This is a genomic window from Streptomyces sp. NPDC047079, from assembly GCF_040643755.1.
In the GTDB taxonomy this organism is placed as follows: domain Bacteria; phylum Actinomycetota; class Actinomycetes; order Streptomycetales; family Streptomycetaceae; genus Streptomyces.
In genome coordinates this window covers 129,705-152,883 of record NZ_JBEYUZ010000014.1, presented here as the reverse complement: position 1 = coordinate 152,883, position 23,179 = coordinate 129,705, and the positions used below count along the sequence as shown (strand labels likewise).

Genomic DNA, 23,179 nt, shown 5'->3' with positions numbered 1-23,179 from the left:
AGGATGCGGGGGACAGGTGCGGCAGGCGGCTTGATCGGGAGCAGTAGACCATCGTGAGCAGCGAGAACTCTTCGGCGGACGGCGTGCAGCGGGTGTGGGACGTCGTCGTGGTGGGAGCGGGGCCCGCGGGGGCCTCGGCCGCCTACGCGGCGGCCGTCGCGGGACGGAGCGTGCTGCTGGTGGAGAAAGCGGAGCTGCCCCGCTACAAGACCTGCGGCGGCGGCATCATCGGCCCCTCGCGTGACGCCCTGCCGCCCGGCTTCGAGCTGCCGCTGCGTGACCGGGTGCACGCGGTCACCTTCTCCAACAACGGCCATTTCACTCGGACCCGCCGTTCCAAGCAGATGCTGTTCGGCCTGATCAACCGCCCGGAGTTCGACCAGCAACTCGTCGAGCACGCGCAGAAGGCGGGCGCGGAACTGCGCACGGGTGTGACGGTGTCGCGGGTCGAGCAGCACGGCTCCGCGGTGCCCGACCGGCGGACGGTGGCCGTTGTCCTTCAGGGCGGCGAGACGCTGCTGGCGCGCGCCGTGGTGGGCGCGGACGGCAGCGCCAGCCGGATAGGAGCCCATGTCGGGGTGAAACTCGGCCAGGTGGACCTGGGTCTGGAGGCGGAGATCCCCGTGCCGGAGACCGTCGCCGAGGACTGGAAGGGGCGGGTGCTCATCGACTGGGGGCCGATGCCCGGAAGCTACGGCTGGGTGTTCCCGAAGGGCGACACACTGACGGTCGGTGTGATCTCCGCGCGCGGAGAAGGCGCCGCGACCAAGCGCTATTTGGAGGACTTCATCGCCCGGCTCGGTCTCGCCGGCTTCGAACCGAGCATCTCCTCCGGGCACTTGACCCGCTGCCGTGCCGACGACTCGCCGCTGTCGCGGGGCCGGGTCCTGGTGTGCGGGGACGCGGCGGGGCTGCTGGAGCCATGGACGCGCGAGGGCATCTCGTTCGCGCTGCGGTCGGGGCGGCTCGCCGGCGAGTGGGCGGTCCGGATCGCCGAGGCGCACGACGCGGTGGACACACGGCGCCAGGCCCTGAACTACGCGTTCGCGATCAAGGCCGGTCTCGGCGTCGAAATGAGCATCGGGAAGCGGCTGCTGACGGTGTTCGAGCGGCGTCCCGGTCTCTTCCACGCGGCACTGACCGGCTTCCGCCCCGCCTGGAACGCGTTCAAGGACATCACTCAGGGGTCCACCTCCCTGGCGGAGATGGTCCGCACCCGCCCGATCGCCCAGCGCGTCCTGACCGCGCTGGACCGGGGGCCCGCGGGGGACGAGGTCAGTTCCTGACCGTGATGTGGAAGACCGGGTGGTCGGGGGCGATCCGGCGCAGCTCCTCGTCCGGGGAGTCGGGGCCGAGGCCGTTGAAGAACACCCCGACTTCCGCCTTCCAGCGCTTGAGGTAGGCGCGCAGCAGGGGCACCTTGTCGTCGTCGGTGACCTCGTCGGCCGTGAACACGTCCACGTTCTTGCCGAGACGCAGTTCGCCGCCGCCGGCCGCGCGCATGTTGTGGGTCCACTGGACATGGCCGCGCGGGGCGACCAGGTACTGCTGTCCGTCCACGGTCAGCAGGTTCACGGGTGTGGTGCGCCACTCACCGCTCTTGCGGCCGCGGACGGCGAGTACCCGGGAGCCCCAGACGCTGATGCCGCGCCGGGTCACCCAGGCCACGCTGCGGTTGAAGACGTTGACGGTGAACCAGCCGGGCTTCCGGACGTGCGTGGACATGATCGTCCTCCAGTGGGCGCAAAAGTGTGAGCGATGCTCTCGTCGCAGACAGTGTGGGGGAGATCGGTGATCCAGCGCAAGAGCAGTGCTCACGTTTTGGTGCGCCGCTCTCGTTTTGAGGCGGTGTGCTCAGTGTGCTCGGTGTGTTCGGCGCTGGGGCTGCGGGGTGGTGCTCGCGGGTGGAGGAGGTCCCGGGGGCGGGGTCGCCCCGGGGGCTGGTGCAGTGCCCTCCGTCTGGTGCGGCGCTCTCGTTTTGGTGCGGCGCTCTCGGCTTGGTGCTGTGATCTCCATGCGGCGCAGTGCTCTTGCTCTGATGCGGCGCTCTTCTTTCGGTGCAGTGCTCTCTGTTGAGTGCACTGCTCCGGAACCATGGCACACTGCGCGTATGAGCACCCCACAAGGAGCCCGCGCCCGCGCCCGGATCGAGGTCACCGCCGCCATCAAGGACGAGGCCCGCAGACAGCTCGCCTCGGAGGGCGCCGCCAGGCTCTCCCTGCGCGCCGTCGCCCGTGAGCTGGGCATGGTCTCCTCCGCGCTCTACCGCTACTTCCCCAGCCGCGATGACCTGCTCACCGCGCTCATCATCGACGCCTACGACGCCCTCGGAGAAGCGGCTGAGGCCGCGGACGCGCGGGCCGGCGATGTCGCCCCCGCGCGGCGTTGGGTCGCCGTGTGCGAGGCCGTGCGCGGGTGGGCGCTCGCGCACCCGCACGAGTACGCGCTGATCTACGGCACACCCGTGCCCGGGTATTCCGCGCCCGAGACGACCATCCCGGCCGCCAGCCGCGTGGGCCTCCTGCTGATGGACATCGTGCGCGATGCCTACCGGCAGCGCGGTGTGGCCCGCACCCCGGTGCCCGCCGAACTCGAGCCCGAGGCGCGCCGTATGGCCGACGACCTGGCCGTCGATCTGCCGCCGGAGGTGGTCACGGCCGGGGTCGCGGCCTGGGCGCAGCTGTTCGGGCTGGTGGGGTTCGAGGTGTTCGGTCAGTTCAACAGGGTTGTGGAGGACCGCGAGGCGTTCTTCCGGCACGCAGCGGCCCAACTGGCTCACGGTGTGGGCCTCGTATTCCCGTAGCCGCCGCCTCACGGACGCCGCCGGGCGTACTTCCCGGGGAGTACGCGTGATCACCTCGCCCGGCTGACGCTGCCCGCCGTCGGCTGCGTCTAGCGTGAACGTCATGGAGGAGCAGAGCGCAGCGGGCCCGCGGAGGTGGCCCGGACTGCCGTGGTCGCCCGGACCACCGTGGAGGTCCGGACCGACGTGGAGGCCGGGACCGTGGCGGAATCCGGGACCGCCTCGGACAGCAACACCGCCTCGGGCAGCAGGACCGCTTCGGAGATCGGGACCGCCTTGGAGGCCGGGACCGCCGTGGGGGAGCCGCCGGGACGACGAGTCCCGCGGCTCCCGTCTGCCCTGGCGTTCCACTCTGCTGCTCACCGTGCTGGTGGTCGTCGGTACGCATCTCGCGGCGCTCGGCCGGCAGAGCGACCGCGCACACCTCGACGCCTTCGCCCATGTGCTGCTGCTCGTGGCCGCGGGGGCACTGCTCGGGCGGCAGCGGTATCCCGTACCCGTCGTGTTCGTGACGGCCGCGGCCGCGACCGTGTATCTGGGCGCCGGATACCCGTACGGCCCGGTCTTCCTCACCGTCGCCGTCGGCTGTTTCGGCGCGCTCGTCGCCGGGCGCCGAAAGGCGGCGTGGACGGCCGCCGGGATGTTCTGGGGCGGGCATGTCCTGGTCTCGCACTGGTTGTACCGGTGGCTGCCGCCGCCCGGGGACCCGGCCGCCTCCTGGGGGCAGGAGCTGGTCATCGCCACCTGGGTGGTGGCGTTCGTGGCGGTCGCGGAGCTGGTGCGCGTCCGGCGCGAGCAGTGGGCGCGCGAGCGGGCCGAACGGGCGCAGGCCGCGCGGCGACGCGCGGACGAGGAGCGGTTGCGCATCGCCCGTGAACTGCACGACGTCCTCGCCCACAGCATCTCCGTGATCAACGTCCAGGCGGGGACGGGCCTCGCGCTCCTCGACTCCGACCCGGAGCAGGCGCGCAGGGCCCTCACCACGATCAAGGCCGCCAGCAAGGAGGCGCTCGGGGAGGTGCGCCAGGTGCTCGACACCCTGCGTACGCCCGGTGACGCGCCTCGCGCGCCCGCGCCCGGGCTGGGCCGGCTGTCCGAAATGGTCGAGCAGGCCGCGAGCGCCGGGCTGGCGGTCACCGTCGAGGGGGCCGCACCCCGGCTCGCCCCGGGCACCGACCTGGCCGCGTTCCGGATCGTCCAGGAGGCGCTCACCAATGTCGTACGGCACTCCGGATCGCGGCAGGCGCGCGTGCACATCGACACCGCGGCGGGGGCGCTACGACTCCGTATCGACGACGACGGGCCCGCGACCGGCGCCGACGCGGGCGGCAGCGGCAACGGGCTCGCCGGGATGCGGGAGCGTGCCGCCGCGCTCGGCGGCACGATCGAGGCGGGCGCGCGTGCCGACGGCGGCTTCCGGGTGCTTGCCGTGCTGCCGCTGAGAGCGTCGTCCGAGGAGTCCGTCGTCAGCCGGGAGGACCGATGATCCGAGTACTGCTCGCCGACGACCAGTCTCTGGTCAGGGCGGGGTTCAGGGCACTGCTGGACGCCCAGCCGGACATCGAGGTGGCGGGGGAGGCCGCCGACGGTCAGGAGGCGCTGCGCAGGGTGCGCGAACTGCGGCCCGACGTCGTGCTGATGGACATCCGGATGCCGCTGGTCGACGGGCTCGCGGCGACCCGCGGCATCACGGGGGACCCGGGTCTGCAGGCGGTGAAGGTGGTCATGCTCACCACTTTCGAACTCGACGAGTACGTCTTCGAGGCGATCCGCTCCGGGGCCTCCGGCTTCCTCGTCAAGGACACCGAGCCCGATGAACTGCTGCGCGCCGTACGGGCGGTGGTCGAGGGCGACGCTCTGCTCTCACCGGGGGTGACGCGGCGGCTGATCTCCGAGTTCGCCGCCCGTTCCAAGCAGCCCGCGGCCCTCGCCTCGCTCTCCGCCCTCACCGAGCGGGAACGGGAGGTGATGGCCCTGGTCGGGATCGGCCTGTCCAACGACGAGATCGCCCGCCGTCTGGTCGTCAGCCCGCTCACGGCGAAGACCCACGTCAGCCGCACCATGGTCAAGCTGGGAGCCCGGGACCGGGCTCAACTGGTGGTGCTGGCCTACGAGTCGGGGCTGGTACGACCGGGGTGGCTGGGCTGACTCCCGGCGTCGCGCCCGAAGCGCACCAGCACGCTGACGACCCGAGCGACGAAGAGCACGGCGGCCACGGTGGCCCCCGAGGCGACCAGCGTGCGCCGTGCCCCGCCCGCCAGGTCGAAGGCGAACGCCGCTCCCGCCACGGCCCCGAACAGCAGGGCCGCCGCGAACGCGGCACTGCACAGCGCGTAGCCGATCTCCACCGTGATCGCGTCCCGCTCGGCCTGGGTGCGCCGTGGCCGGGCGCCGAGTGGCGGTCCCCCGTGGTTCTCCATGCGTCGAGTCAACAGGCGTGCGCCCGGCGGGGCAAGAAGGCCGCGCCGGGCGCACGTATGGAGGTGCCCGCCCTAGTCGCCGACCGCCACGGGTTCCGCGTCCACCTCCTGCGGAAGGGACCCGGCCACCACCAGGGACCGCTGCGACCGGCGCGCTGTCAGCCCCGTGAGGGTGATGAGCAGGCCCACGAGGGCGATGCCGGTGACCACGATCAGACCGGGCCGGTAGCTGTCGAGCACGGCCTGCGGTGAGGGATGCGCGGGCGCGTTGGCGGTCACCACCGCCGTCACCACCGCGAGGAAGATGGCGCCGCCCACCTGGACCGAGGTGTTGAGCAGACCGGAGACCATGCCCTGCTCGTGGTCCTCGACACCGTTGGTGGCCTGGATGTTGAGCGAGGGGAAGACCAGCGCGCAGGCCGCGCCGATCAGCAACATGCTCGGGAGGATGGCGTTCGCGTACCCGGGGTCCAGACTGACGCGCAGGAACAGCGCATAGCCCACGACCATGAGCGCGAAGCCCACCGCGATCAGCCGCGGGGTCCCGAAGCGGTCGACGATCGCGCCCACCTTCGTCGAGGAGACGGCCACCAGCGCCCCCGCGGGCAGGAAGGCGAGCGCCGTGTGCAGCGCCGACCAGCCGAGCAGCGACTGCATGTACAGCGTGACCAGGAACTGGAAGCCGACGTACGAACCGAAGAACGCCATCGCCCCGAGCTGCGCGCGGATCTGGGTGCCGGAGCGCAGCACGCCCAGCCGGATCAGCGGGCCGGCCGAGCGCCGCTCGACGGCGACGAAGACGGTCAGCAGAACGGCGACGGCGAGGAAGGACAGCAGCGTCCGGGCGGACGTCCAGCCTGCCTGCGGGGCCTGGACGACGGTGAAGACGAGCAGCAGCATCGACGCGGTGCCGATGACGGCGCCGGGGATGTCGTAGCCGTTGTGGTCCTTCTCCCGTTCGCTGCGGGGCAGCAGCTTGAGGCCCGCGAGCAGGGCGATCAGAGCGATCGGTGCGGGAAGCAGCATGGTCAGGCGCCAGCTGGCCTCGGTGAGCAGACCGGAGAGCACGAGGCCCATGGAGAAGCCGGTGGCCGCGCAGGTGGTGTAGATCGACAGGGCCCGGTTGCGCAGCGGGCCCTCGGCGAAGGTCGTGGTGATGATGGACAGCCCGGCGGGTGCCGTGAACGCGGCGCTCAGACCCTTGACGAAACGGCTGGCGATCAGCAGCGGACCCGAGTCGACGAGCCCGCCCAGCAGGGAGGCAACCGCGAAGACACCCAGTGCCACCAGGAAGACCTGGCGCCTGCCGAGCAGGTCCGCGGTGCGTCCGCCGAGGAGGAGCAGTCCGCCGTAGCCCAGGATGTAGCCGCTGACGACCCATTGGAGGGCCGACGTCGTCAGGTGAAGATCGGAACCGATGGACGGCAGGGCGACGCCGACCATCGACACGTCCAGGGCGTCCAGGAACATCGCGGCGCAGAGCACCAGGAGGGTGCCCCATAGCCGGGGGGTCCAGCGTCCCTCGGACGCGGGGGTGGTGAGCGGAGAGGTCATGCCCCACAGGCTTACATGCGCATACATTCAATGCAAGCGCATTTAATTCCGATGCAACAATGCTGATTCTTTGCTACGGTGCGCCCATGGCGGCTGTGGACAAGGCCGAGCAGGCGCTCGTGAGCCAGTGGCGCGACATCCTGACGCTGCACGCGCGCACCCAGTGCGAGCTCGAGCGTGCCCTGCATCCGCACGGCCTGTGCGCCAGTGACTTCGAGGTGCTCGACCTGCTGTCGGAGGGCACCGCTGCGGACGGCTCGCGCGCCTACCGCGTCCAGGAGATCTCCGAGCGGGTGCATCTGAGCCAGAGCGCGCTGTCGCGGCTCGTCGCCCGCCTGGAGAAGGACGGGCTGGTCGAGCGGGCCATGTGCCCGGAGGACCGGCGCGGCGTGCGCGTGGCACTCACCGCCAGGGGGCGCGCCCTGCACCGGGAGGTGCTCCCGGTGCACCGCGCCGTGCTGACGAGAATGCTGGCGGACTGAGCCGTTCGCTCAGCTCCAGGCGACGGCGGACCTCTCGCGCCACAAGGCGGCGACCGAGGTGTCACCGGTCACGTTCGGGAAGGGCAGCCGGTTCCACAGCGACAGGTACAACCGCCCGGCGGGCCCCGCCACTTCACAGTCCGCGTCGCCCGCTTCCCCCGCTTCCTCCCGTACGGCCACGGGCGGACCGGCCGACAGCCGTACGCTCCACACGGCATTCTCGGCATCCGTCGCCCGCACCCGCAGCAACCGGGGCTCCTCGCTGCGGACCCTGCTCTTGGCACGGGCGTGGAAGCCGCGCAACAGCTCGTCGATGCCGTCGAGCGCGAGGTCCGTGCCGACCTCGGTGGGCGTCCCACCGCGCGCCGACTCGGCGTCGAACCGGTGCACGACCGTCTCGTGCGCCTGCCGCCGGGCCCAGAAGGCGAGAGGCGAGGGCGCCGGCAGGAAGTGCCAGCACCGCACATCCGGCGCGGCGGAGGACAGGGTGTCGACGAGATGCCGGTGCCCCTCGCGGAACCAGGTCACAAGCGCCGCGCCATCGAGATCCGGCAGCCCGCCGCTGGGGTGGTACGCGGTGTGCCCCTCGGCCACGAAGGCCGCCGCCCAGCGGTGCACCATGCCTGTGTGCCGCAGCAGATCCCGCACCCGCCACTCCGGGCAGGTGGGCACCTTCGCGCCGGTACCCGTCTCCTCCGCGGCGGCGGCCAGCAACCGCCCCTCCCGGGCCAGAACCCCAACGAACTCGGCAGTCTCCATGGGGTCGAGTGTGCCGGACGAAGCCCGGGTCGGGGGCGTACGTACGGGACGAGCCTGGGCCGGGGCGTCCGCGGTCGGGCGCGTGAGGAGGCCATCGCGGAGGTCACCAGCCTGCTGGCGCCCGGGGCGGCCGGCGCTGAGCGGTCGTATCCGCTGTCGACGGCCGGGACGCCTGCCGCTCATCCGAGGCGCCCCGACACAGGCCGGGCCGCTGATGGTGGCACTAGCTCTGAGTAACGTCCTTGACGAACACGATGCCGTCGCTGTCCGCCAGGTGGGCCGGGTCGAGCGGGGAGTAGCCGAACCAGGGGGATACGCGGGGCGCGGGCCGAGTGTCGCCGAGGGCGGTGGCCAGCCGCGGGGCGTCGATGACGCAGCGATCCTCCGAAAGCGCGTACAGGAGCCCTTCGATGGTGTCCGGGGGCGGGGTGTCCACTCCCCGGTGCCGGATCGTGCCGAGGGCCGTGGCCACGAAGGCGTACCCCTCGCCGAGCTGGGCGTTCACCAGCGCACCCGCGCTCCACCACTCCACCGGCCCCTCCCACATCTGCATCAGGCTCTTCTCCCGCTGGAGATGGGAGTTGTGGGCGTGCAGGAGTGCCGGCCCCCGGGCGGCGACGGCAATGAGGTTCTGGGCCATCATCAGATCCCGCAGCGCGCACAGCCGCGTCATGCGGGCCGGTGAGGTGTCGGCCATCCAGTAGTGGTAGCGCAGCAGGCCGGTCGCGGTGCGCCCGTACAGGCGCGCCCGGTCCCAGTCGTCTTGCGAGGTCGTCGCGAGCAGGTGCGGCGTCTGCGCGTCGAGCAGCGCCACCAGATCGTCGGCGAGCAGCCGCAGCCGACTGGCCTCGGCCGACTGCCCCACGGACTGGGACGGGTCCATCATCGCGGCGGGATTGGTCCACCGGTCGTCGGTGCCGAGCAGGCGGTCGAGCGTTTCCGCGGTGCAGGGAAGCAGGTTCGGGTCGACCCGGGCGGAGAGGTAGCCGTGGAATGCGGTCAGGGCCTGCCGGGGGCTCGCGGCGGCGGTGATCTCCAGCGGGCCGTCGAAACCGGTGAAGCGGAGCCGCTCGGAGGCAGGCCGGCCGTCGTTGTAGGCGCGCATCCAGCGCACGAGCTCGCGGTTGGCAGCGGAGGTGCCCCAGCCGTGGCTGAATCCGTGCTCCATGACCTCGTCGAGAGTGCCCATGCCCGAGGTGACGTAGTCGTCCACGGCTCGGCCCATCATGCAGTCACTCTCGATCGCGATCGTCCGGTAGCCCTCCTGCTCGACGAGCTGCCGGAAGAGCTCATTGCGCACGTCGAGCAGAGTGTCCTCACCGTGGGTGGGCTCGCCCAGGGCCAGCAGCCGGGGCCGGGCCGGGAGCAGCCTCATGACGGCGGCGGCCTCGACGGCATGGACGGTCCCCTTGATGTCAGTAGCCATGCCGTCAACGGTATCGTTGAACTCACGGTTGCAACTTTTCCGCGATATCGGCAGGCCCATGGGACGAAACCTTCAAAACAGCGAACGGCTCAGGCCGGTCGATCTGGCGCGTGCGCACGGTCTGTCCACGCAGGCGGTCAGGAACTACGAGGAGGCCGGCATCCTTCCGGACGCCGGTCGCACACCCCACGGCTACCGCACCTATACGCCCCTGCACGCGCGGGCCCTGCGCGCGTTCCTCGCACTGGTGCCCGGCCACGGCCACCAGACGGCGACATCGATCATGCGGGCGGTGAACGAGGGCGCGGTCGAGGAGGCGTTCCGCCTCATCGACGAGAGCCACGCCCAACTCCTCGACGACCGGCGGACCCTCCAGGCCGTGGAGAACGCCCTCCGCGACCTGGAGCCCACCACGGCGCCCGAGCCCGGTGCGGGGTCCGAGCCGGCCGCGGTCTCCGGGCCCGACGGCACGTTCATCGGGCCGCTGGCAGGGAAGCTCGGAATCCGGCCTGCGACGCTGCGCAAATGGGAGCGCGCCGGGCTGGTGCGCCCGCGTCGCCACCCGCGGACCGGGTACCGCGTCTACGACGAGGCCGACGTACGGGACGCCCGGCTGACCCACCAGCTCAGACGGGGCGGCTACCTGCTGGAGCAGATCGCCCCGCTGATCGCCCAGGTGCGGGCGGCCGGCGGTCTCGAGCCGCTGGAGGCCGCACTCTGCGACTGGCGCGGCCGGCTGTCCGCCCGCGGGCGGGCGATGCTGACCGGGGCCGCCGAGCTGGAGGCGTACCTTCGCCAGTGCGGATGAGACCTCGGTCGCCAGCCGTCACCAACGGTTCCGTCTCGACTGCCCCTCCGCCGATGTCCGCCTGGTCCTGGGCTGAGCCTTACCCTGGCGAGGTCGACCCGGCATCGGGCCGCGTCCTGGAAGGCGCCGTAGTCGATGCACCACATGTTCCGGTCCGGCAGCTCCGCCAGTTGCGGCGCGTACGCGACCCCGGCGAGCGTGAGCAGGCCGAACACGATGGGCCTTCTGGGGTGGCGCCGAAGTCGACCACCGTCACCAGAAGATTGAGGAACGGCCGTACGGTGACGAGTTGGGTCCGCCATGCCTCGTCCGCGAGCCCGCACTTCGGCGATCCGTCAGCTCGTCCTCCAGGCTCCGGCCCGTCGTCGCCCAGGCACGCGGCTACCACGACACGAGCAGCCACCCGCATCGCCGCTGACGGTGGACCCCCTGGAGAAGCTACTCACAGCAGCTGACAGGCACGGTGGCAACAGGGATCGGCTGAAGCCGCCGGGCGGATCAACCGCTGGCCAGGGCCATGAGGAACTGGGTCTCCGCGTCGTCCCGCCCCGCGCACATTCCGGGGACCGCGGTGAGGGCGGCCAGGGCTCGGCACCAACCCAGCACACGATGAGGAGACTGGCCGGGAACCAGCGCCGCCAGCTCCTCGATCCTCCGCTCCAGACGGTGAGATCCGCAGCTCCCTCAAGCACCCAGTCCACGGCGTCGAAGTCCGGGTCGCCCCACGTGGGCCTCGGATCGATCGCCACCATGCGGGCGTCCGGGCCGGACAGCACGTTCGCTGGATGTTGATCACCATGCACAAGTCCCACGGGCCCGTCGGTGGCGAGTTCCAGGGCTGCCGCTCGGGCCCGTCGAAGCACCGCCGAGGCAGCCAGGTCGTTCATGTCGGCCGCCGCCAGCCTGCGGTCGGTCAAGTCGAACAGGAAGTCGACGCGGTGTGAAAGAGGCCGCAGTACCGAGTGCTCACCCGGCGCGGGAGGAGAGACCCGCAGTTCCCGCAGCAGCGCCGCGACCTCGGCCAACTTCCGGGCACGCTGCCTCACTTGCACGCCCGGCTCCACGTCGTCCAGCAGCAGGGCCCCGGCGGCAAGATCTTGTGCCAGCAGCGTGACAACCGACGGCGTCTTCGCCCAGGCCCGCAGGGCTTCGGCTTCCTCCCGGGCAGTCCCGGGCTCCGGCGTGATTTTCAGCCACGCCGAGGTGTCGGTGTCACGTTTGAAGCAGCGGAACACCCGCGAGGTGCCTCCCCCACCCGCCGCCACAAGGTCCGGATTCCACCGGGCAGAGAGTTCGTTCACGAGAGCCGGCAGCTCGTCACACCAGGCGAGCACCTGGGCTCCGAACCGAACGACGAGCCGGTCCCGGACCTCTGGCGCGACGCAGGCCAACTCTCTCGATCCCGACTCCCGTTTCACGGCCGTCCGGCGGCCGCATGGCGTGTGGTGTACCCGATCACGGAGGCGACCGCCGCCAGCACCGCCACACTGGTGAGCGCGGCGGGCAGTGAGTACCAGTCCGCCATGAAGCCGATCGCGGGTGGCCCGAGGAGCATGCCGCCGTAGCCGAGGGTCGACGCCACCGCCACCCCGCCGGGGCCAGCGAGCGCACCGGCCCGCTCGACGGCGACCGGAAAGAGGTTGGCGAGGCCGAGCCCCGTGACCGCGAACCCGGCCAGGGCCGCCCACACGGAGGGCGCGAGCGAGCCGAGCAGCATGCCGGCCGTGGCCGTGGTGCCGCCCACCACCACCGTACGGACCCGCCCGAGCCGCTCCAGCAGGGCCCTGCCGCTGAGCCGGCCCACGGTCATGGCGAGCGCGAAGCACGAGTAGCCGGCCGCGGCGACACCCGGGTGGGCGTGGAGGTCCTGCTCCAGGTGCAACGCCCCCCAGTCCGCAAGTGCGCCCTCACCGTAGGCGGTGCAGAGTGCGATCAGCCCGAACACGGTCACCAGGCCCCGGGTGCGGGCGTCGAGCCGGCGCTGGATGCGTTCCTCCGGCCGCGGGTGGTCCGGCGGGACGGGAGGCTCGTGACGAAGGAGCTCGCGTCCGGCCACCGCGGTCACGAGCAGACCGATGAGGGTGAGCCCGAGGAGGTGCCGGGTGGGGGACAGCGAGCTCGCGACCAGGCCGCCGAGCCCGGCGCCTACCATGCCGCCCAGGCTGAAGGCCGCGTGGAATGCCGGCATGATCGGCCGCCTCAGCGCGGTGACCAGATCGACGGCGGCGCTGTTGAACGCGACGTTGATCCCGCCGTACGCCGCTCCGAAGACCAGCAGCACCAGCCCCAGTGCGAGGGCCGAGTGCGTCAGCGGTGGCAGGGACACGCTGAGCGACAGAAGGACGGCGCAGACCACGGTCACCGGATGGCTGCCGAAACGGCGGCAGAGCCGTCCCGTGAGCGTCATCGTGATCACAGCCCCGGCGGAGACTCCGAGCAGGGCGAGTCCGAGGGCGCCGGCCGATGCGCCCGTCTGCACCTTGATGGCCGGGATGCGCACGACCCAGCCGGCGAAGACGAAGCCGTCGAGGGCGAAGAAGGCGGTGAGGGCGATGCGGAGCCGGGTGAGGTCGGGGCCCGGCACGACGCTGTGCGGGGTGGTTTTGTTTATTTGCGGCACAAACTAAGCGTAGGAGGGCGGGGGAGACGGGGCAAGGGAGCGGGCGGAGGGCAGCGGACTCAGCCCAGTGCCCGGTCCAGGTTGAACGCCGCGCTGATCAGCGCGAAATGCGTGAAGGCCTGCGGGAAGTTGCCCTGCTGCTCCCCGGTGTGGCTGATCTCCTCGGCGTACAGACCCACATGGTTGGCGTAGGTCAGCATCTTCTCGAACGCCAGCCGTGCCTCCTCGAGGCGGCCGGCCCGCACCAGTGCCTCGACGTACCAGAACGAGCAGATGGAGAACGTGCCCTCGTCGCCGTGCAGGCCGTCCGGGCTCGCCTGCGGGTCGTAGCGGTAGACCAGTGAATCGGAGACCAGGTCCTGGGTGAGGGTGTCCAGCGTGGAGAGCCACTTGGGATCGGTGGGCGCGATGAACTTGGCCAGCGGCATCATCAGCAGTGCCGCGTCGAGCACATCGCTGTCCTCGTGCTGGACGAAGGCCCCGCGCTCGAGGGACCAGCCGCGTTCCATGATCTGCCGGTAGATCGTGTCCCGGCACCGCCGCCAGCGCAGCAGCTCGGCGGGCAGGCCACGGCGGTTGGCGAGCCGGATGGACCGTTCGATCGCCACCCAGCACATCAGCCGCGAGTACAGGAAGTTTTTGCGGCCGCCGCGTGTCTCCCAGATGCCCTCGTCCGGCTGGTCCCAGTGGTTGCAGACCCAGTTCACCAGGGCGCAGACCTGGTCCCACTGGTTGCTGGATATGGGCTGCGCCCACTTGTCGTAGAGATAGATGGAGTCGATGAGGGCGCCGTAGATGTCCAGTTGCAACTGGTCGGCGGCGGCGTTGCCCACGCGCACCGGTGCGGACCCCTGATGGCCCTCCAGGTGGGGGAGTTCGCGCTCGGGCAGGTCGGTACGGCCGTCGATCCCGTACATGATCTGCAGCGGCCCGGACGGGCCGCCGTCCCCAGGAATGATGTGCCTGGTCACGAAGTCCATGAACGCCCCGGCCTCGCCGGAGAAGCCCAGCCGCAGCAGGGCGTAGACGCAGAAGGCCGCGTCCCGCACCCAGACATAGCGGTAGTCCCAGTTGCGCTCGCCGCCGAGCTGCTCGGGCAGGCTGGTGGTCGGGGCGGCGACGATCGCGCCGGTCGGAGCATAGGTGAGCAGCTTCAGGGTGAGTGCGGAGCGGTGCACCATCTCCCGCCACCTGCCGCGGTAGCGCGAGGCGGCCAGCCAGTGCCGCCAGTACGCCACGGTGGTGGCGAACTGTCTCTCCGCTTCCGCCCGTGCGCACATGCGCGGAGGCAGCGAGTCACCGAGCTGGTCCAGCGAGAACACCGCCGACTCTCCCTCGGCGAGCTTGAACTCCGCCCATACGTCGCGGTCGTCGCCCTCCAGGGGGATGGTGGCGGTCAGGGCCAGCGTCAGACTGTCGGACTCGAAGACCGCCATGTCGCCGAGCAGGCGGAGCACGTGCGGCTCGGCGCCGTACCCGAACCGCGGGGCGACCCGCGTCCGGAACGGCATGGAACCGCGCACGCACAGCACCCGCCGGATCAGCCGATGGCGCTCGGCCTCGACGCACCCCGCGCCGACCGGCATGAAGTCCTGTACCTCCCCGACCCCGTCCTCGGTGAAGAACCGCGTGATCAGCACGTTGGTGTCGGGGAAGTAGAACTGCTTGGTCCGGCCCGGCACGGTCGCCGTCAGCTCGAAGCACCCGCCCCTGTCCGCGTCCAGGATCGACGCGAACACGCTGGGGCTGTCGAACGACGGGCAGCAGTACCAGTCGATGGTGCCGTTGGTGCCCACCAGGGCGACCGTGCGGAGGTCGCCGATGAGCCCGTGGTCGGCGATCGGCAGATACCGAGAGCCTCCGGGCACGTATGCCCCATACGGTGTCTCGGCCATCGCAGCCTCCCTGAGCACCCGGCACGCCCGACCGCAGCTCCCAGCCTAGGCGCGAGGGAAGGCGGCGGCACGGGGAGTGGGCCTCTGCCGGTGCGGGCCTGCGTCCGGCCGGTCCGGGGACGTACGTCAGACCGTGACCACCCGCACGCCCGCCTCCTCGAACCGCCGCACCACGTCCGCCCCCGCCGCCGTGTCCGTGACCAGCGTGTCCACCGACTCCAGCCCGCAGATCCACGCGAACGCGCGCTGCCCCAGCTTGCTGGAGTCCGCCGCGACGACCACACGTTCGGCACGCTCGCACAGCAGCCGATTGATCGCGGCCTCCGCCTCGTCGTGCGCCGCCGCGCCGTGTGTGACATCGAGGGCCACCACACCGAGCACGGCCACGTCCAAGGTGATCCGGTCGAGCACCCCGTCCGCGAGCGGGCCGATCAGCTCGTACGACTGTGGGCGCGCGACCCCGCCCGTCACCACGATCTTGAACTGGGGCCGCACGGCCAGCTCGTTGGCGATGTTCAGCGCGTTGGTGACCACGGTCAGCGCGGGGGAGCCCGTCGCCAGGTCGCCGCGCACCGCCAGCGCGCGCGCCACCTCCGTCGTCGTCGTGCCGCCGGTGAGGCCCACCGCCTCCCCGGGCGCGATCAGATGCGCCACCGCTTTGGCGATGCGCTGCTTCTCGGAGGCACGGCGGGCCGTCTTGTAGCGCAGCGGCAGCTCGTAGGAGACGCCGTGCACCACGGCGCCGCCCCGCGTGCGCACCAGCATCTGCTGCTCCGCGAGCTGGTCGAAGTCGCGGCGGATGGTCGCGGCCGACACCCGCAGTTCGGCCGCGACTTCCTCGACATCGAGCCGGCCCCGCTCGACGAGCAGTTCCAGCAGCGCCTTCCAGCGGGCGTCGCGCGACATCCGCGTGTCTCCGTTCCCCGGCCTCGGTCCTCTGCCGCTGCGGCGACCCTAGCGCACCCCCACTTTCGCCGAATGCTTGATCCTGCTTGAAAGGTGCTTATATCTTGCAGAAAATCGCACACGCTCAGCGCGCATCTGGGAGGGGCGGGCATGACCCATGTCGAGGATGAACTGAGCAGCCAGCCCGAGTGCTGGACCCGCGCCGCCACGGACGCCGCGGCGTACAAGGAGGCGCTGCCGGCGGCGGGGGAGCGGGTCGCGATCGTGGGATGCGGGACCTCCTTCTTCATGGCGCAGTCCGCCGCCGCGTTGCGGGAGCGGTCCGGACAGGGCGAGACGGACGCCTTCGCCGCCTCCGAGTTCCCCCACGGGCGCCCCTACGACCGTGTCGTCGCCCTCACCCGGTCCGGCACCACCACCGAGGTCCTCGCCCTCCTCGGCCGGCTCCGGGGGCAGACCCGGACCACCGCCATCACCGCCGACCCGCGCACCCCCGTCACGGAGTCCGCCGACGACCTGGTCGTGCTCGGCCACGCCGACGAGCGCTCCGTGGTCCAGACCCGCTTCGCCACCACCGCGCTCACCGTGCTGCGGGCCCACCTCGGCCTGCACACGGACGCCGTGATCGCCGACGCCCGTACCGCACTCGGGACCCCGCTGCCCGAGGGCGTCGCCGACTGCACGCAGTTCACCTTCCTCGGCCGAGGCTGGACGGTCGGACTGGCGAACGAGGCGGGACTCAAGATGCGCGAGGCCGCACGGGCGTGGACGGAGGCCTATCCGGCGATGGAGTACCGGCACGGCCCCATCAGCATCACCACCCACGGCACCGCCACCTGGATGCTCGGAGAGGCACCCGAGGGGCTCGCCCGTCAGGTGCGGAACACGGGCGGGCTGTGGGTGGCCGGCGAACTCGACCCGCTCGCCGAACTCGTCCGTGTCCAGCGGCTCGCCGTCGCCGTCGCCGCCGCCCGGGGGCTCGACCCGGACCGGCCACGTCATCTGACCCGCTCGGTGATCCTCACTCCGAGCGAGAGCCCGAAGCCTCGGTCCCGGTGAGAAGGAGCAGCCGTGCCCCTCGCAGCCACCGGTGAGCTGATCGCCGCCGCCGCCGCGGCGCGCCGTGCCGTGCCCGCGTTCAACGTCATCACCCTCGAGCACGTCGAGGCGGTCATCGCGGGCGCGGAGCACGTGGGCGCCCCGGTCGTGCTCCAGGTCAGCGAGAACGCGGTCAGGTTCCGCTACGGACGCCTGCTCCCCCTCGCCCGCGCCGCCGCCGCAGCCGCAGCACGTGCCGACGTGCCCGTCGCCCTCCACCTCGACCACGTCCACAGCGACGGCCTGCTCCGGCAGGCGCCGGGTGCCGGGTTCAGCTCCGTGATGTACGACGCGGCCCGGCTGCCGTACGAGGAGAACCTCGCCGCCACCCGCGCCGCCGCCGACTGGGCGCATGCCGAAGGACTCTGGATCGAGGCGGAGTTGGGACAGGTGGGCGGCAAGAACGGCGAGCCGCCGCCCGACCCGCACGCCCCCGGCGCCCGGACCGACCCCGGTGAGGCCGCCGCCTTCGTGGCCGACTCCGGCGTCGACGCCCTCGCCGTCGCCGTCGGCAGCACGCACGCGATGACCACGCGCACGGCCGCGCTCGACCACGGCCTGCTCAAGCGGCTGAGTGCCGCGCTCGACGTACCCCTCGTCCTCCACGGCTCCTCAGGGCTGCCGGACGACGAGCTGACGGCGGCCGTCGCGGGCGGCATCGCGAAGGTCAACATCGGGACGGCGCTGAACGTCGCGATGACCGCCGCGATCCGGGAGTTCCTCTCCACGCACCCCGAGGCGGCCGACTCGCGCGGCTATCTCGGTGTGGGAAGGGAGGCGATGGTCCGGACCGTGGCCCGCCTGATCACGGTGCTCGGCGTCGGTGGCGCGCACGCGCCCGCGCAGGAGTCGCGATAGGCCCGCATCGTGGGCCCGCTACTTCCTGACGGCCCTCAGCACCACGAACTTGGCATCGCTCGCGACCACTTCACTGTTGCCGAAGAGGCGGCGCAGCTTCATGTGGTAGCCCAGATGGCGGTTGCCGATCACCCACAGCTCGCCACCCGGCCGCAGGGCGCGCCGCGCCCCGGTGAACATGCGCCACGCCGTGGCGTCCGTCGTCGCCTGATGGGAGTGGAACGGCGGATTGTTGAGCACGAGGTCCACACTCCCGGCGGGCACCCCGGACAGCCCGTCCCCCACCCGGAACTCCGCCGCCCCCTCCGCGTTGTCCCGGTACGTCGCCTCCGCCGAGGCCACCGCCTGGTACGACTCGTCCACGAACAGCACCTCGGCCCCGGGGTCGCCCAGCGCGGCGGCCAGACCGACCACCCCGTTGCCGCAGCCGAGGTCCACGATGCGCTCGGCGCCCCGGACGCCGGGCAGATGCCCTAGGAAGAACCGGGTCCCGATGTCGAGGCGGTCGGCGCAGAAGACACCAGCGTGGTTGGTGACGGCCCGGCCGGACAACGCGCCGATGTCGTCGGGGAGTCGATACCGGTACGGCCACGGGTTGCTGCCCCGTTCGAGTGCCGGGTCGGGGGTGCAGAAGATGAGGCGGGCCTTCTGCTCGGCGAGCGACGTACGGGTCGGGCCGAGGATCCGCTCGAACAGATTCAGCGTCGAGGTGTGGATCTCCTTGACCATCCCGGTGCCCACCACCACCGTGCCCTCGTGCACGCCGGGCGCCAGCCGGTGCAGCTGGTCCTCCAGCAGGGCGAGGCTCTTCGGGACCCGTACGAGCAGGACGTCGATCCGGGACGGCGGGGCGTCCTGCGTGGTCAGAAGGCGTACGGCGTCCGTTCCGGCGCCGTTGCGGGCGAGATTCGCGCGGGTCGCCTCACGGGCCAGGAACGAGTCGCTGATCTGCGTCGGGCGGTGCGCGGCGAGCGCGGTCGTGAGCGCACCCCACCGGTCGCCGACCACGACGACCGCACCGTCCAGCTGGGTGCCGCTCGCCGCGAGGTGCCGCAGCAGATACGCATCGGACGCGTCCCAGGCGCGCAGCCGGTCGCGGGGGTCCTCGGGGAAGCGGGTCAGCGCGTACGTGCCCCAGGGCGTGGTCATACGGTCGTTCATCGTGCGTCCAGGCTAGCCGAGCCGCAGCTCAGCGCCTGTCCCCGGACGCCGCCCGCGGAGCCGTCGCCACCGCCGGGGACCGCAGCCGAGCAGCGGCCCGGGCCGACGCTGCCGTGGCCCCGCGGCGGGTGGCTCCGCGATGGGTGGCCCGGCCCGGGCGGCCGGGGCCGTGGCCGGCCTTCGGTCCGGGACCGCGCGCGACTCCGCCCGCCTGGCGGGATACCCGATGATGGAGCCATGGACGCCGAGCTGTTCCCGCGAAGCCGCGTACAGGTCGCGCCCGGCGCGGTCCACGTGCCCGACTGGCTGGACGCGGACCGGCAGCACCGGCTCCTCGAGGCCTGCCGGGAGTGGGCCCGGCCGCCCGCGGGACTGCGGACCGTCCGCACCCCCGGCGGCGGCACCATGACCTCCCGCCAGGTGTGCCTGGGCCTGCACTGGTACCCGTACGGCTATGCCCGCACGGTCGTCGACGGCGACGGCGCCCCCGTCAAGCCGCTCCCGGCCTGGCTGGCCGCGCTGGCCCGAGAAGGAGCCGAGGCCGCCCTCGGCCCCACGGCCGTACCACCGGAGCCCTACGACATCGCCCTGATCAACTACTACGAGGCGGACGCCCGCATGGGCATGCACCGCGACATCGACGAGAAGTCCGGCGCCCCGGTGGTGTCGTTGAGCCTCGGCGACACCTGTGTGTTCCGTTTCGGCAACACAGAGACCAGGACGCGCCCCTACACGGACGTGGAGCTGCGCAGCGGAGACCTGTTCGTCTTCGGCGGTCCCGCCCGGCTCGCGTACCACGGAGTGCCTCGGGTGCGCCCGGGTACGGCGCCGCCCTCGCTGGGACTGACGGGCCGGCTGAACATCACGCTGAGGGTCGGCGGCTTCCGGCCGGACCCGGAGCGGATCATGGGAGACTCCCCCTCATGACTGGCAAGGCGGCCCCCCGGACGGCAGGGGAAGGGAACACACGGACGCGGCTGGACCGGGGGCGTGGCGCTCTCGGCCCCGCGCTGGAGCTGGTGCACACCGGACGTGCGCCGACGCGTGCCGTGCTCACCACCGAGCTGGGCGTCACCCGGGCCACCGCCGGAGCGGTGGCCGCGGAACTGGAGGCGCTGGGCCTGATCCGGGTCGATGCGCATCCGGGCGCCGCCGCCGGCGCGCAGGGCCGGCCCTCACACCGGCTCGAACTCGCCGAGGACGGGCCCGTGGCACTCGCCGCCCAGGTGCACGCGGACGGCTTCCGGGCCGCGCTCGTCGGGCTCGGCGGCCGGATCGTCGCGACGGCGCCCGGCTGCGAGACCGTCGACGCCGACCCGGCGAAGGTGCTCGGGTCGGTGGTCGAGGCGGGGGCCGAGCTGCTGCGAGAGACCGGTCGGCGCTGTGTGGGCGCGGGACTCGCCGTGCCGTCCGCGGTCGCCGAACCCGAAGGTCTCGCGCTCAACCCGCTGCATCTGGCCTGGCCGGCGGGCGCGCCCGTCCGGGAGATCTTCGCCGAGCGGGTGCGCGCCGCTGGCATCGCCGGGCCAGCGTTCGCCGCCAACGACGTCAATCTTGCCGCGCTCGCCGAACACCGGCACGGCGCGGGACGCGGCTCTCGGGACCTGCTGTGCGTGGCCACCGGTCACCGGGGCGTGGGCGGTGCGCTGGTGCTCGACGGGCGGCTGCACACCGGGAGTTCGGGGCTCGCGCTGGAGGTGGGGCACCTCACCGTCAACCCCGAGGGCCGCGCCTGCCACTGCGGCAGCCGCGGCTGTCTGGACGTGGAGGCGGACCCGCTGGCCTTCCTGACGGCGGCCGGCCGTGACCCGGGCCCCGAGGTGTCGCTGCTCCAACAGGCCAACGACCTGATCCGTGACGGCCATCCGGCCGATCCGGCCATCCGTACCGCCGTCGAGATCCTGATCGGCCGGCTGGGCCTCGGCCTCGCCGGACTGGTCAACATCCTCAACCCGGACCGGATCATCCTCGGCGGGCTGCATCGCACCCTGCTGGAAGCCGACCCCGAGCGGCTGCGCGCCGTCGTCGCCGACCGCAGCCTGTGGGGCCGCAGCGGCGGCGTGCCCATCCTCGCGTGCACACTCGACCACAACAGCCTGGTGGGAGCGGCCGAACTGGCCTGGCAGCCGGTACTCGACGACCCACCGGCCGCGCTGGCCGGGATCTAGAGTCGGCCCCCGCACCACGCCCGCCACCTGTGCGGCGGATGGCGGCCGGCCCGAGATCCGGCCCGCCCTCCAAGCCGTGGTCCATGCTGCCCTGGCCGGCGCCGGAGCACTCCAGGATCGCCTCGGGCCTGAGGCCCACGTAGCCACGTGAGGGGTTCTGAGGAGCTACGGCCGGGCGCCCCGTACTCCCGGAGAGGTAGGCGCATTGCCGCCGGCCGTACGACGACCCCGGTCCCCTCCGCGCGGGAGCCTCGGAGCATCACCGAGAACCCACCGAGGAGTTGACCGAGATGCAGACCCTGGCTCACGGAGACGGCGGCCCCGGCCCCTGGATCCTGTTCTTCCCGCTGATCTGGGCGGCCGTGGCGTTCGGCGTCGTGACCGTCGTCCGCCGCACCGTCCGGCGCGGGCGCGGTGCCCCGTGGCGCGGGATGGACGGCCGTCCGACGGGCGACTCGCCGATCGCCGTGCTCGGCCGCCGCTTCGCCTCCGGCGAGATCGACGAGGACGAGTACTGGCGCCGACTCTCCGTCCTGGACGAGCAGTTCGGCCGCGCGGACAAGCGACGTGCGGTGTGAGGGACTCGAACGCCGCCCGAACGCCGCCCGGACGGTGCTAGGTACGCAGGGGACCTGCGCGGTCGGCGTCGGGGGTCCCGGGCGGTCGGCGTCGGGGCGTTGGGAGGGACGGCCTGCGCCGTCAGCGTCGGGAGGTGGCGTGCTCCCTCAGCGGCTCAGACGCCGGAGCGGCGGTCCGCGACGGAGACGTAGGCGGCCCGCACCGTCAGCGTCCGAGGCGTAGGGCCTGGAGCCGAGTCACAGGGGCAGGGGGCCCGGATCCGGGCCGGAAGCGCGAGGTCCTGGACCCGTGTCGCGGAGGTACCGGAAGGGGGGTCACCGCCCGGTCAGCCGGCAACGGCGGACCGGGCGGGAGCGTGTCGTGTCCTGCTCTCGTCGACCGCGAGCGGGCGGGCGGGCGCCTCAAGGGCCTTCTCGTACGGCGTGAGGCTGGGGACCGGGCGGGCCGGCGCCGGTGACGGCGCGGGAAGCGCGAACCAGACGACCTTGCCCGAGTCGCCGTCGGGTCGCACGCCCCAGCTGTCGGCGATCGCGGCCACCATCGCCAGGCCGCGTCCACTGGTGGCGGTGGGATCCGGCTCGCGCAGCTCCGGCAGGCGCGGGTCGTGGTCGTGCACCGAGACGGTGAGCCGGTCGAGCAGCAGTTCCATCTCCACGGTGCACGTCTTGTCCGGCTGAGCGTGCAGGTGGACGTTGGTCAACAGCTCCGTCACACCCAGGGACGCCCGGTCTATCAAGGGATCGAGGTGCCAGTAGCGCAACTGCGCCGATACTATTCTGCGGACCTGGCCGATCCGCGACGGCAGGGCTTGGAGCTCCACCGTGCAGTGCCTGCTTGGCTGGCTGATCACGGCTGCGACTCCCCGAATTGAGGTCCGGAAGAAGACGGAGATCGGATCCAGCAGGAGGGCTGGGCGTACCCGCCGCCTGCTGTGCGGCTGAGTACTCCGGCCGCTTGGTGCGGTACGGCTTCGTACGGGGGCCGCCCGCTGTCGTACCGGCGGGCTGGTTCTTCAGCGTGATCGCCGGTAAACCCAGAGTGATGTGAGACCAGCGTGACCCAACGGGTGACGTACCGCAACTCGCGCCCAGCACTAGCCGCCCCGCCCGGCCGCCCGGCGCACCGCCTCGATGAACCGCCGCGCCGGCGGCGGCCCCGGCTGCCCCGGCTGCCCCGGAGCGCGGTCGTGGTCGCCGAGGGTCAGCGAATAGCGGGTGCCGTTGAGGTCCGCCAAAGCCCGGTCCTCCGGCGCGAACCATGGTTTCGACGCGCGCACCGCCTGCACCGGCGCGCTGTCGATCACGCTGCCGTAACTGGTGAGCAGACGCAGTCTGCCGTCGCTGATCCGGACCTCCCCGGCCCGAGTGAGCGACCGCAGTCTCCTCCCGATCCGCACACCCGTCGCCGTGAACTCCGGCTCCGCCATGCCCTGCCCCCTCGTGCGTTCGGCTGTAACCGTTCCGGATCACGCGGGGCGCGATCCGGCGTTGCGCTGATCGAGTCCGGTCGTGGTCGAGTACCCGATTCCGCGCAGGCCGGTGCCCCGGTGACGCCAGGCTGCACCGACCGGCGTTCCTCGCGGTGAAGTCTGCCCGCACCCGGCTCCCGGCACCAGTGCGCACGGCGGGCTCGCGGCGGTCAA

At 72.2% G+C, this 23,179-nt stretch carries 23 protein-coding genes and 1 pseudogene; 11 read left to right on the top strand and 13 right to left on the bottom strand.

Translation table 11 applies throughout. The annotated features are described in order from the left end of the window. The first annotated feature begins 53 nt into the window (after positions 1–53). A complete protein-coding gene (locus ABZ823_RS19955) occupies positions 54–1,286 on the top strand; it encodes a geranylgeranyl reductase family protein (protein ID WP_361661677.1) in 1,233 nt (410 codons plus the stop codon). Here the strand turns inward: ABZ823_RS19955 and ABZ823_RS19950 are convergent. Next, complete coding sequence (locus ABZ823_RS19950; RefSeq protein ID WP_361661674.1) at positions 1,276–1,725, bottom strand: nitroreductase family deazaflavin-dependent oxidoreductase; 450 nt, start codon at positions 1,723–1,725, stop codon at positions 1,276–1,278. The genes ABZ823_RS19955 and ABZ823_RS19950 overlap by 11 nt on opposite strands. 385 nt (positions 1,726–2,110) lie before the next feature. Here ABZ823_RS19950 and ABZ823_RS19945 point away from each other — a divergent pair, with 385 nt between their 5' ends. The 3 genes from ABZ823_RS19945 to ABZ823_RS19935 all read left to right on the top strand — a co-directional run bounded on the left by ABZ823_RS19945 (position 2,111) and on the right by ABZ823_RS19935 (position 4,951). Beyond that, a complete protein-coding gene (locus tag ABZ823_RS19945) occupies positions 2,111–2,803 on the top strand; it encodes a TetR/AcrR family transcriptional regulator (RefSeq protein ID WP_361661671.1) in 693 nt (230 codons plus the stop codon). A 334-nt stretch (positions 2,804–3,137) separates the two neighbouring features. Next, entirely contained in the window at positions 3,138–4,289 is a 1,152-nt protein-coding gene (locus ABZ823_RS19940) for a sensor histidine kinase (RefSeq protein WP_361661764.1), read from the top strand. After that, a complete protein-coding gene (locus ABZ823_RS19935) occupies positions 4,286–4,951 on the top strand; it encodes a response regulator transcription factor (RefSeq protein WP_361661668.1) in 666 nt (221 codons plus the stop codon). Before ABZ823_RS19940 ends, ABZ823_RS19935 begins: the two co-directional genes overlap by 4 nt. Here ABZ823_RS19935 and ABZ823_RS19930 read toward each other — a convergent pair. Further along, entirely contained in the window at positions 4,912–5,223 is a 312-nt protein-coding gene (locus tag ABZ823_RS19930) for a DUF6332 family protein (RefSeq protein ID WP_361661666.1), read from the bottom strand. The two genes, ABZ823_RS19935 and ABZ823_RS19930, sit on opposite strands and share 40 nt — an antisense overlap. Positions 5,224–5,295: 72 nt before the next feature. Further along, positions 5,296–6,777, bottom strand: coding sequence for an MFS transporter (locus ABZ823_RS19925; RefSeq protein ID WP_361661663.1), 1,482 nt, complete (start codon positions 6,775–6,777; stop codon positions 5,296–5,298). 86 nt (positions 6,778–6,863) lie between these two features. Between ABZ823_RS19925 and ABZ823_RS19920 the strand changes: the two genes are divergently transcribed. Next, positions 6,864–7,259, top strand: coding sequence for a MarR family transcriptional regulator (locus ABZ823_RS19920; protein ID WP_361661660.1), 396 nt, complete (start codon positions 6,864–6,866; stop codon positions 7,257–7,259). 9 nt (positions 7,260–7,268) lie between these two features. Here ABZ823_RS19920 and ABZ823_RS19915 read toward each other — a convergent pair whose 3' ends face one another. Next, the gene (locus tag ABZ823_RS19915) at positions 7,269–8,018 is read right to left on the bottom strand and encodes a maleylpyruvate isomerase family mycothiol-dependent enzyme (protein ID WP_361661657.1); all 750 of its coding nucleotides are present in this window, start codon (positions 8,016–8,018) and stop codon (positions 7,269–7,271) included. Between the two features lie 223 nt (positions 8,019–8,241). After that, positions 8,242–9,444, bottom strand: coding sequence for an erythromycin esterase family protein (locus ABZ823_RS19910; RefSeq protein WP_361661654.1), 1,203 nt, complete (start codon positions 9,442–9,444; stop codon positions 8,242–8,244). 58 nt (positions 9,445–9,502) lie between these two features. On the opposite strand from ABZ823_RS19910, the gene ABZ823_RS19905 reads away from it, so the two are divergent. After that, a complete protein-coding gene (locus ABZ823_RS19905; RefSeq protein WP_361661652.1) occupies positions 9,503–10,252 on the top strand; it encodes a TioE family transcriptional regulator in 750 nt (249 codons plus the stop codon). Positions 10,253–10,587: 335 nt separating this feature from the next. Here ABZ823_RS19905 and ABZ823_RS19900 read toward each other — a convergent pair whose 3' ends face one another. The 4 genes from ABZ823_RS19900 to ABZ823_RS19885 form a co-directional block, all read right to left on the bottom strand. After that, positions 10,588–11,487 (bottom strand): aminoglycoside phosphotransferase family protein, encoded by a 900-nt coding sequence (locus tag ABZ823_RS19900; RefSeq protein ID WP_361661761.1) that lies wholly within the window; start codon positions 11,485–11,487, stop codon positions 10,588–10,590. Between the two features lie 179 nt (positions 11,488–11,666). Next, positions 11,667–12,836 carry an MFS transporter gene (locus ABZ823_RS19895; protein ID WP_361661758.1) on the bottom strand — a complete coding sequence of 390 codons (1,170 nt, stop codon included), beginning with the start codon at positions 12,834–12,836 and terminating at the stop codon, positions 11,667–11,669. Positions 12,837–12,931: 95 nt separating this feature from the next. Further along, positions 12,932–14,767: a glycoside hydrolase family 15 protein gene (locus ABZ823_RS19890; protein WP_361661649.1), complete on the bottom strand. Its 1,836-nt coding sequence runs from the start codon at positions 14,765–14,767 to the stop codon at positions 12,932–12,934. 126 nt (positions 14,768–14,893) lie between these two features. Further along, positions 14,894–15,673, bottom strand: a complete 780-nt coding sequence (locus ABZ823_RS19885; RefSeq protein ID WP_361661647.1) for a DeoR/GlpR family DNA-binding transcription regulator — start codon at positions 15,671–15,673, stop codon at positions 14,894–14,896. A gap of 150 nt (positions 15,674–15,823) precedes the next feature. On the opposite strand from ABZ823_RS19885, the gene ABZ823_RS19880 reads away from it, so the two are divergent. Together ABZ823_RS19880 and ABZ823_RS19875 are read left to right on the top strand one after the other, a co-directional pair. Then, complete coding sequence (locus ABZ823_RS19880; RefSeq protein ID WP_361661644.1) at positions 15,824–16,732, top strand: sugar isomerase; 909 nt, start codon at positions 15,824–15,826, stop codon at positions 16,730–16,732. Positions 16,733–16,744: 12 nt separating this feature from the next. Continuing rightward, on the top strand, positions 16,745–17,629 hold the full coding sequence (locus tag ABZ823_RS19875; RefSeq protein ID WP_361661641.1) for a class II fructose-bisphosphate aldolase: 885 nt from the start codon (positions 16,745–16,747) through the stop codon (positions 17,627–17,629). A gap of 18 nt (positions 17,630–17,647) precedes the next feature. Here ABZ823_RS19875 and ABZ823_RS19870 read toward each other — a convergent pair whose 3' ends face one another. After that, a complete protein-coding gene (locus ABZ823_RS19870; protein ID WP_361661638.1) occupies positions 17,648–18,790 on the bottom strand; it encodes a methyltransferase in 1,143 nt (380 codons plus the stop codon). 237 nt (positions 18,791–19,027) lie between these two features. On the opposite strand from ABZ823_RS19870, the gene ABZ823_RS19865 reads away from it, so the two are divergent. After that, entirely contained in the window at positions 19,028–19,717 is a 690-nt protein-coding gene (locus tag ABZ823_RS19865) for an alpha-ketoglutarate-dependent dioxygenase AlkB (protein ID WP_361661635.1), read from the top strand. Continuing rightward, a complete protein-coding gene (locus ABZ823_RS19860; RefSeq protein ID WP_361661632.1) occupies positions 19,714–20,958 on the top strand; it encodes an ROK family protein in 1,245 nt (414 codons plus the stop codon). Before ABZ823_RS19865 ends, ABZ823_RS19860 begins: the two co-directional genes overlap by 4 nt. A gap of 28 nt (positions 20,959–20,986) precedes the next feature. Here ABZ823_RS19860 and ABZ823_RS19855 read toward each other — a convergent pair. Beyond that, positions 20,987–21,097, bottom strand: a pseudogene (locus ABZ823_RS19855) (TetR/AcrR family transcriptional regulator); the annotation flags it as partial. Positions 21,098–21,248: 151 nt separating this feature from the next. On the opposite strand from ABZ823_RS19855, the gene ABZ823_RS19850 reads away from it, so the two are divergent. Then, a complete protein-coding gene (locus ABZ823_RS19850) occupies positions 21,249–21,536 on the top strand; it encodes an SHOCT domain-containing protein (RefSeq protein WP_361661630.1) in 288 nt (95 codons plus the stop codon). 326 nt (positions 21,537–21,862) lie between these two features. Here the strand turns inward: ABZ823_RS19850 and ABZ823_RS19845 are convergent, their stop codons facing one another. After that, complete coding sequence (locus ABZ823_RS19845) at positions 21,863–22,387, bottom strand: ATP-binding protein (protein ID WP_361661627.1); 525 nt, start codon at positions 22,385–22,387, stop codon at positions 21,863–21,865. Between the two features lie 243 nt (positions 22,388–22,630). Further along, the gene (locus tag ABZ823_RS19840; RefSeq protein WP_361661624.1) at positions 22,631–22,963 is read right to left on the bottom strand and encodes a hypothetical protein; all 333 of its coding nucleotides are present in this window, start codon (positions 22,961–22,963) and stop codon (positions 22,631–22,633) included. Between the last annotated feature and the right edge of the window lie 216 nt (positions 22,964–23,179).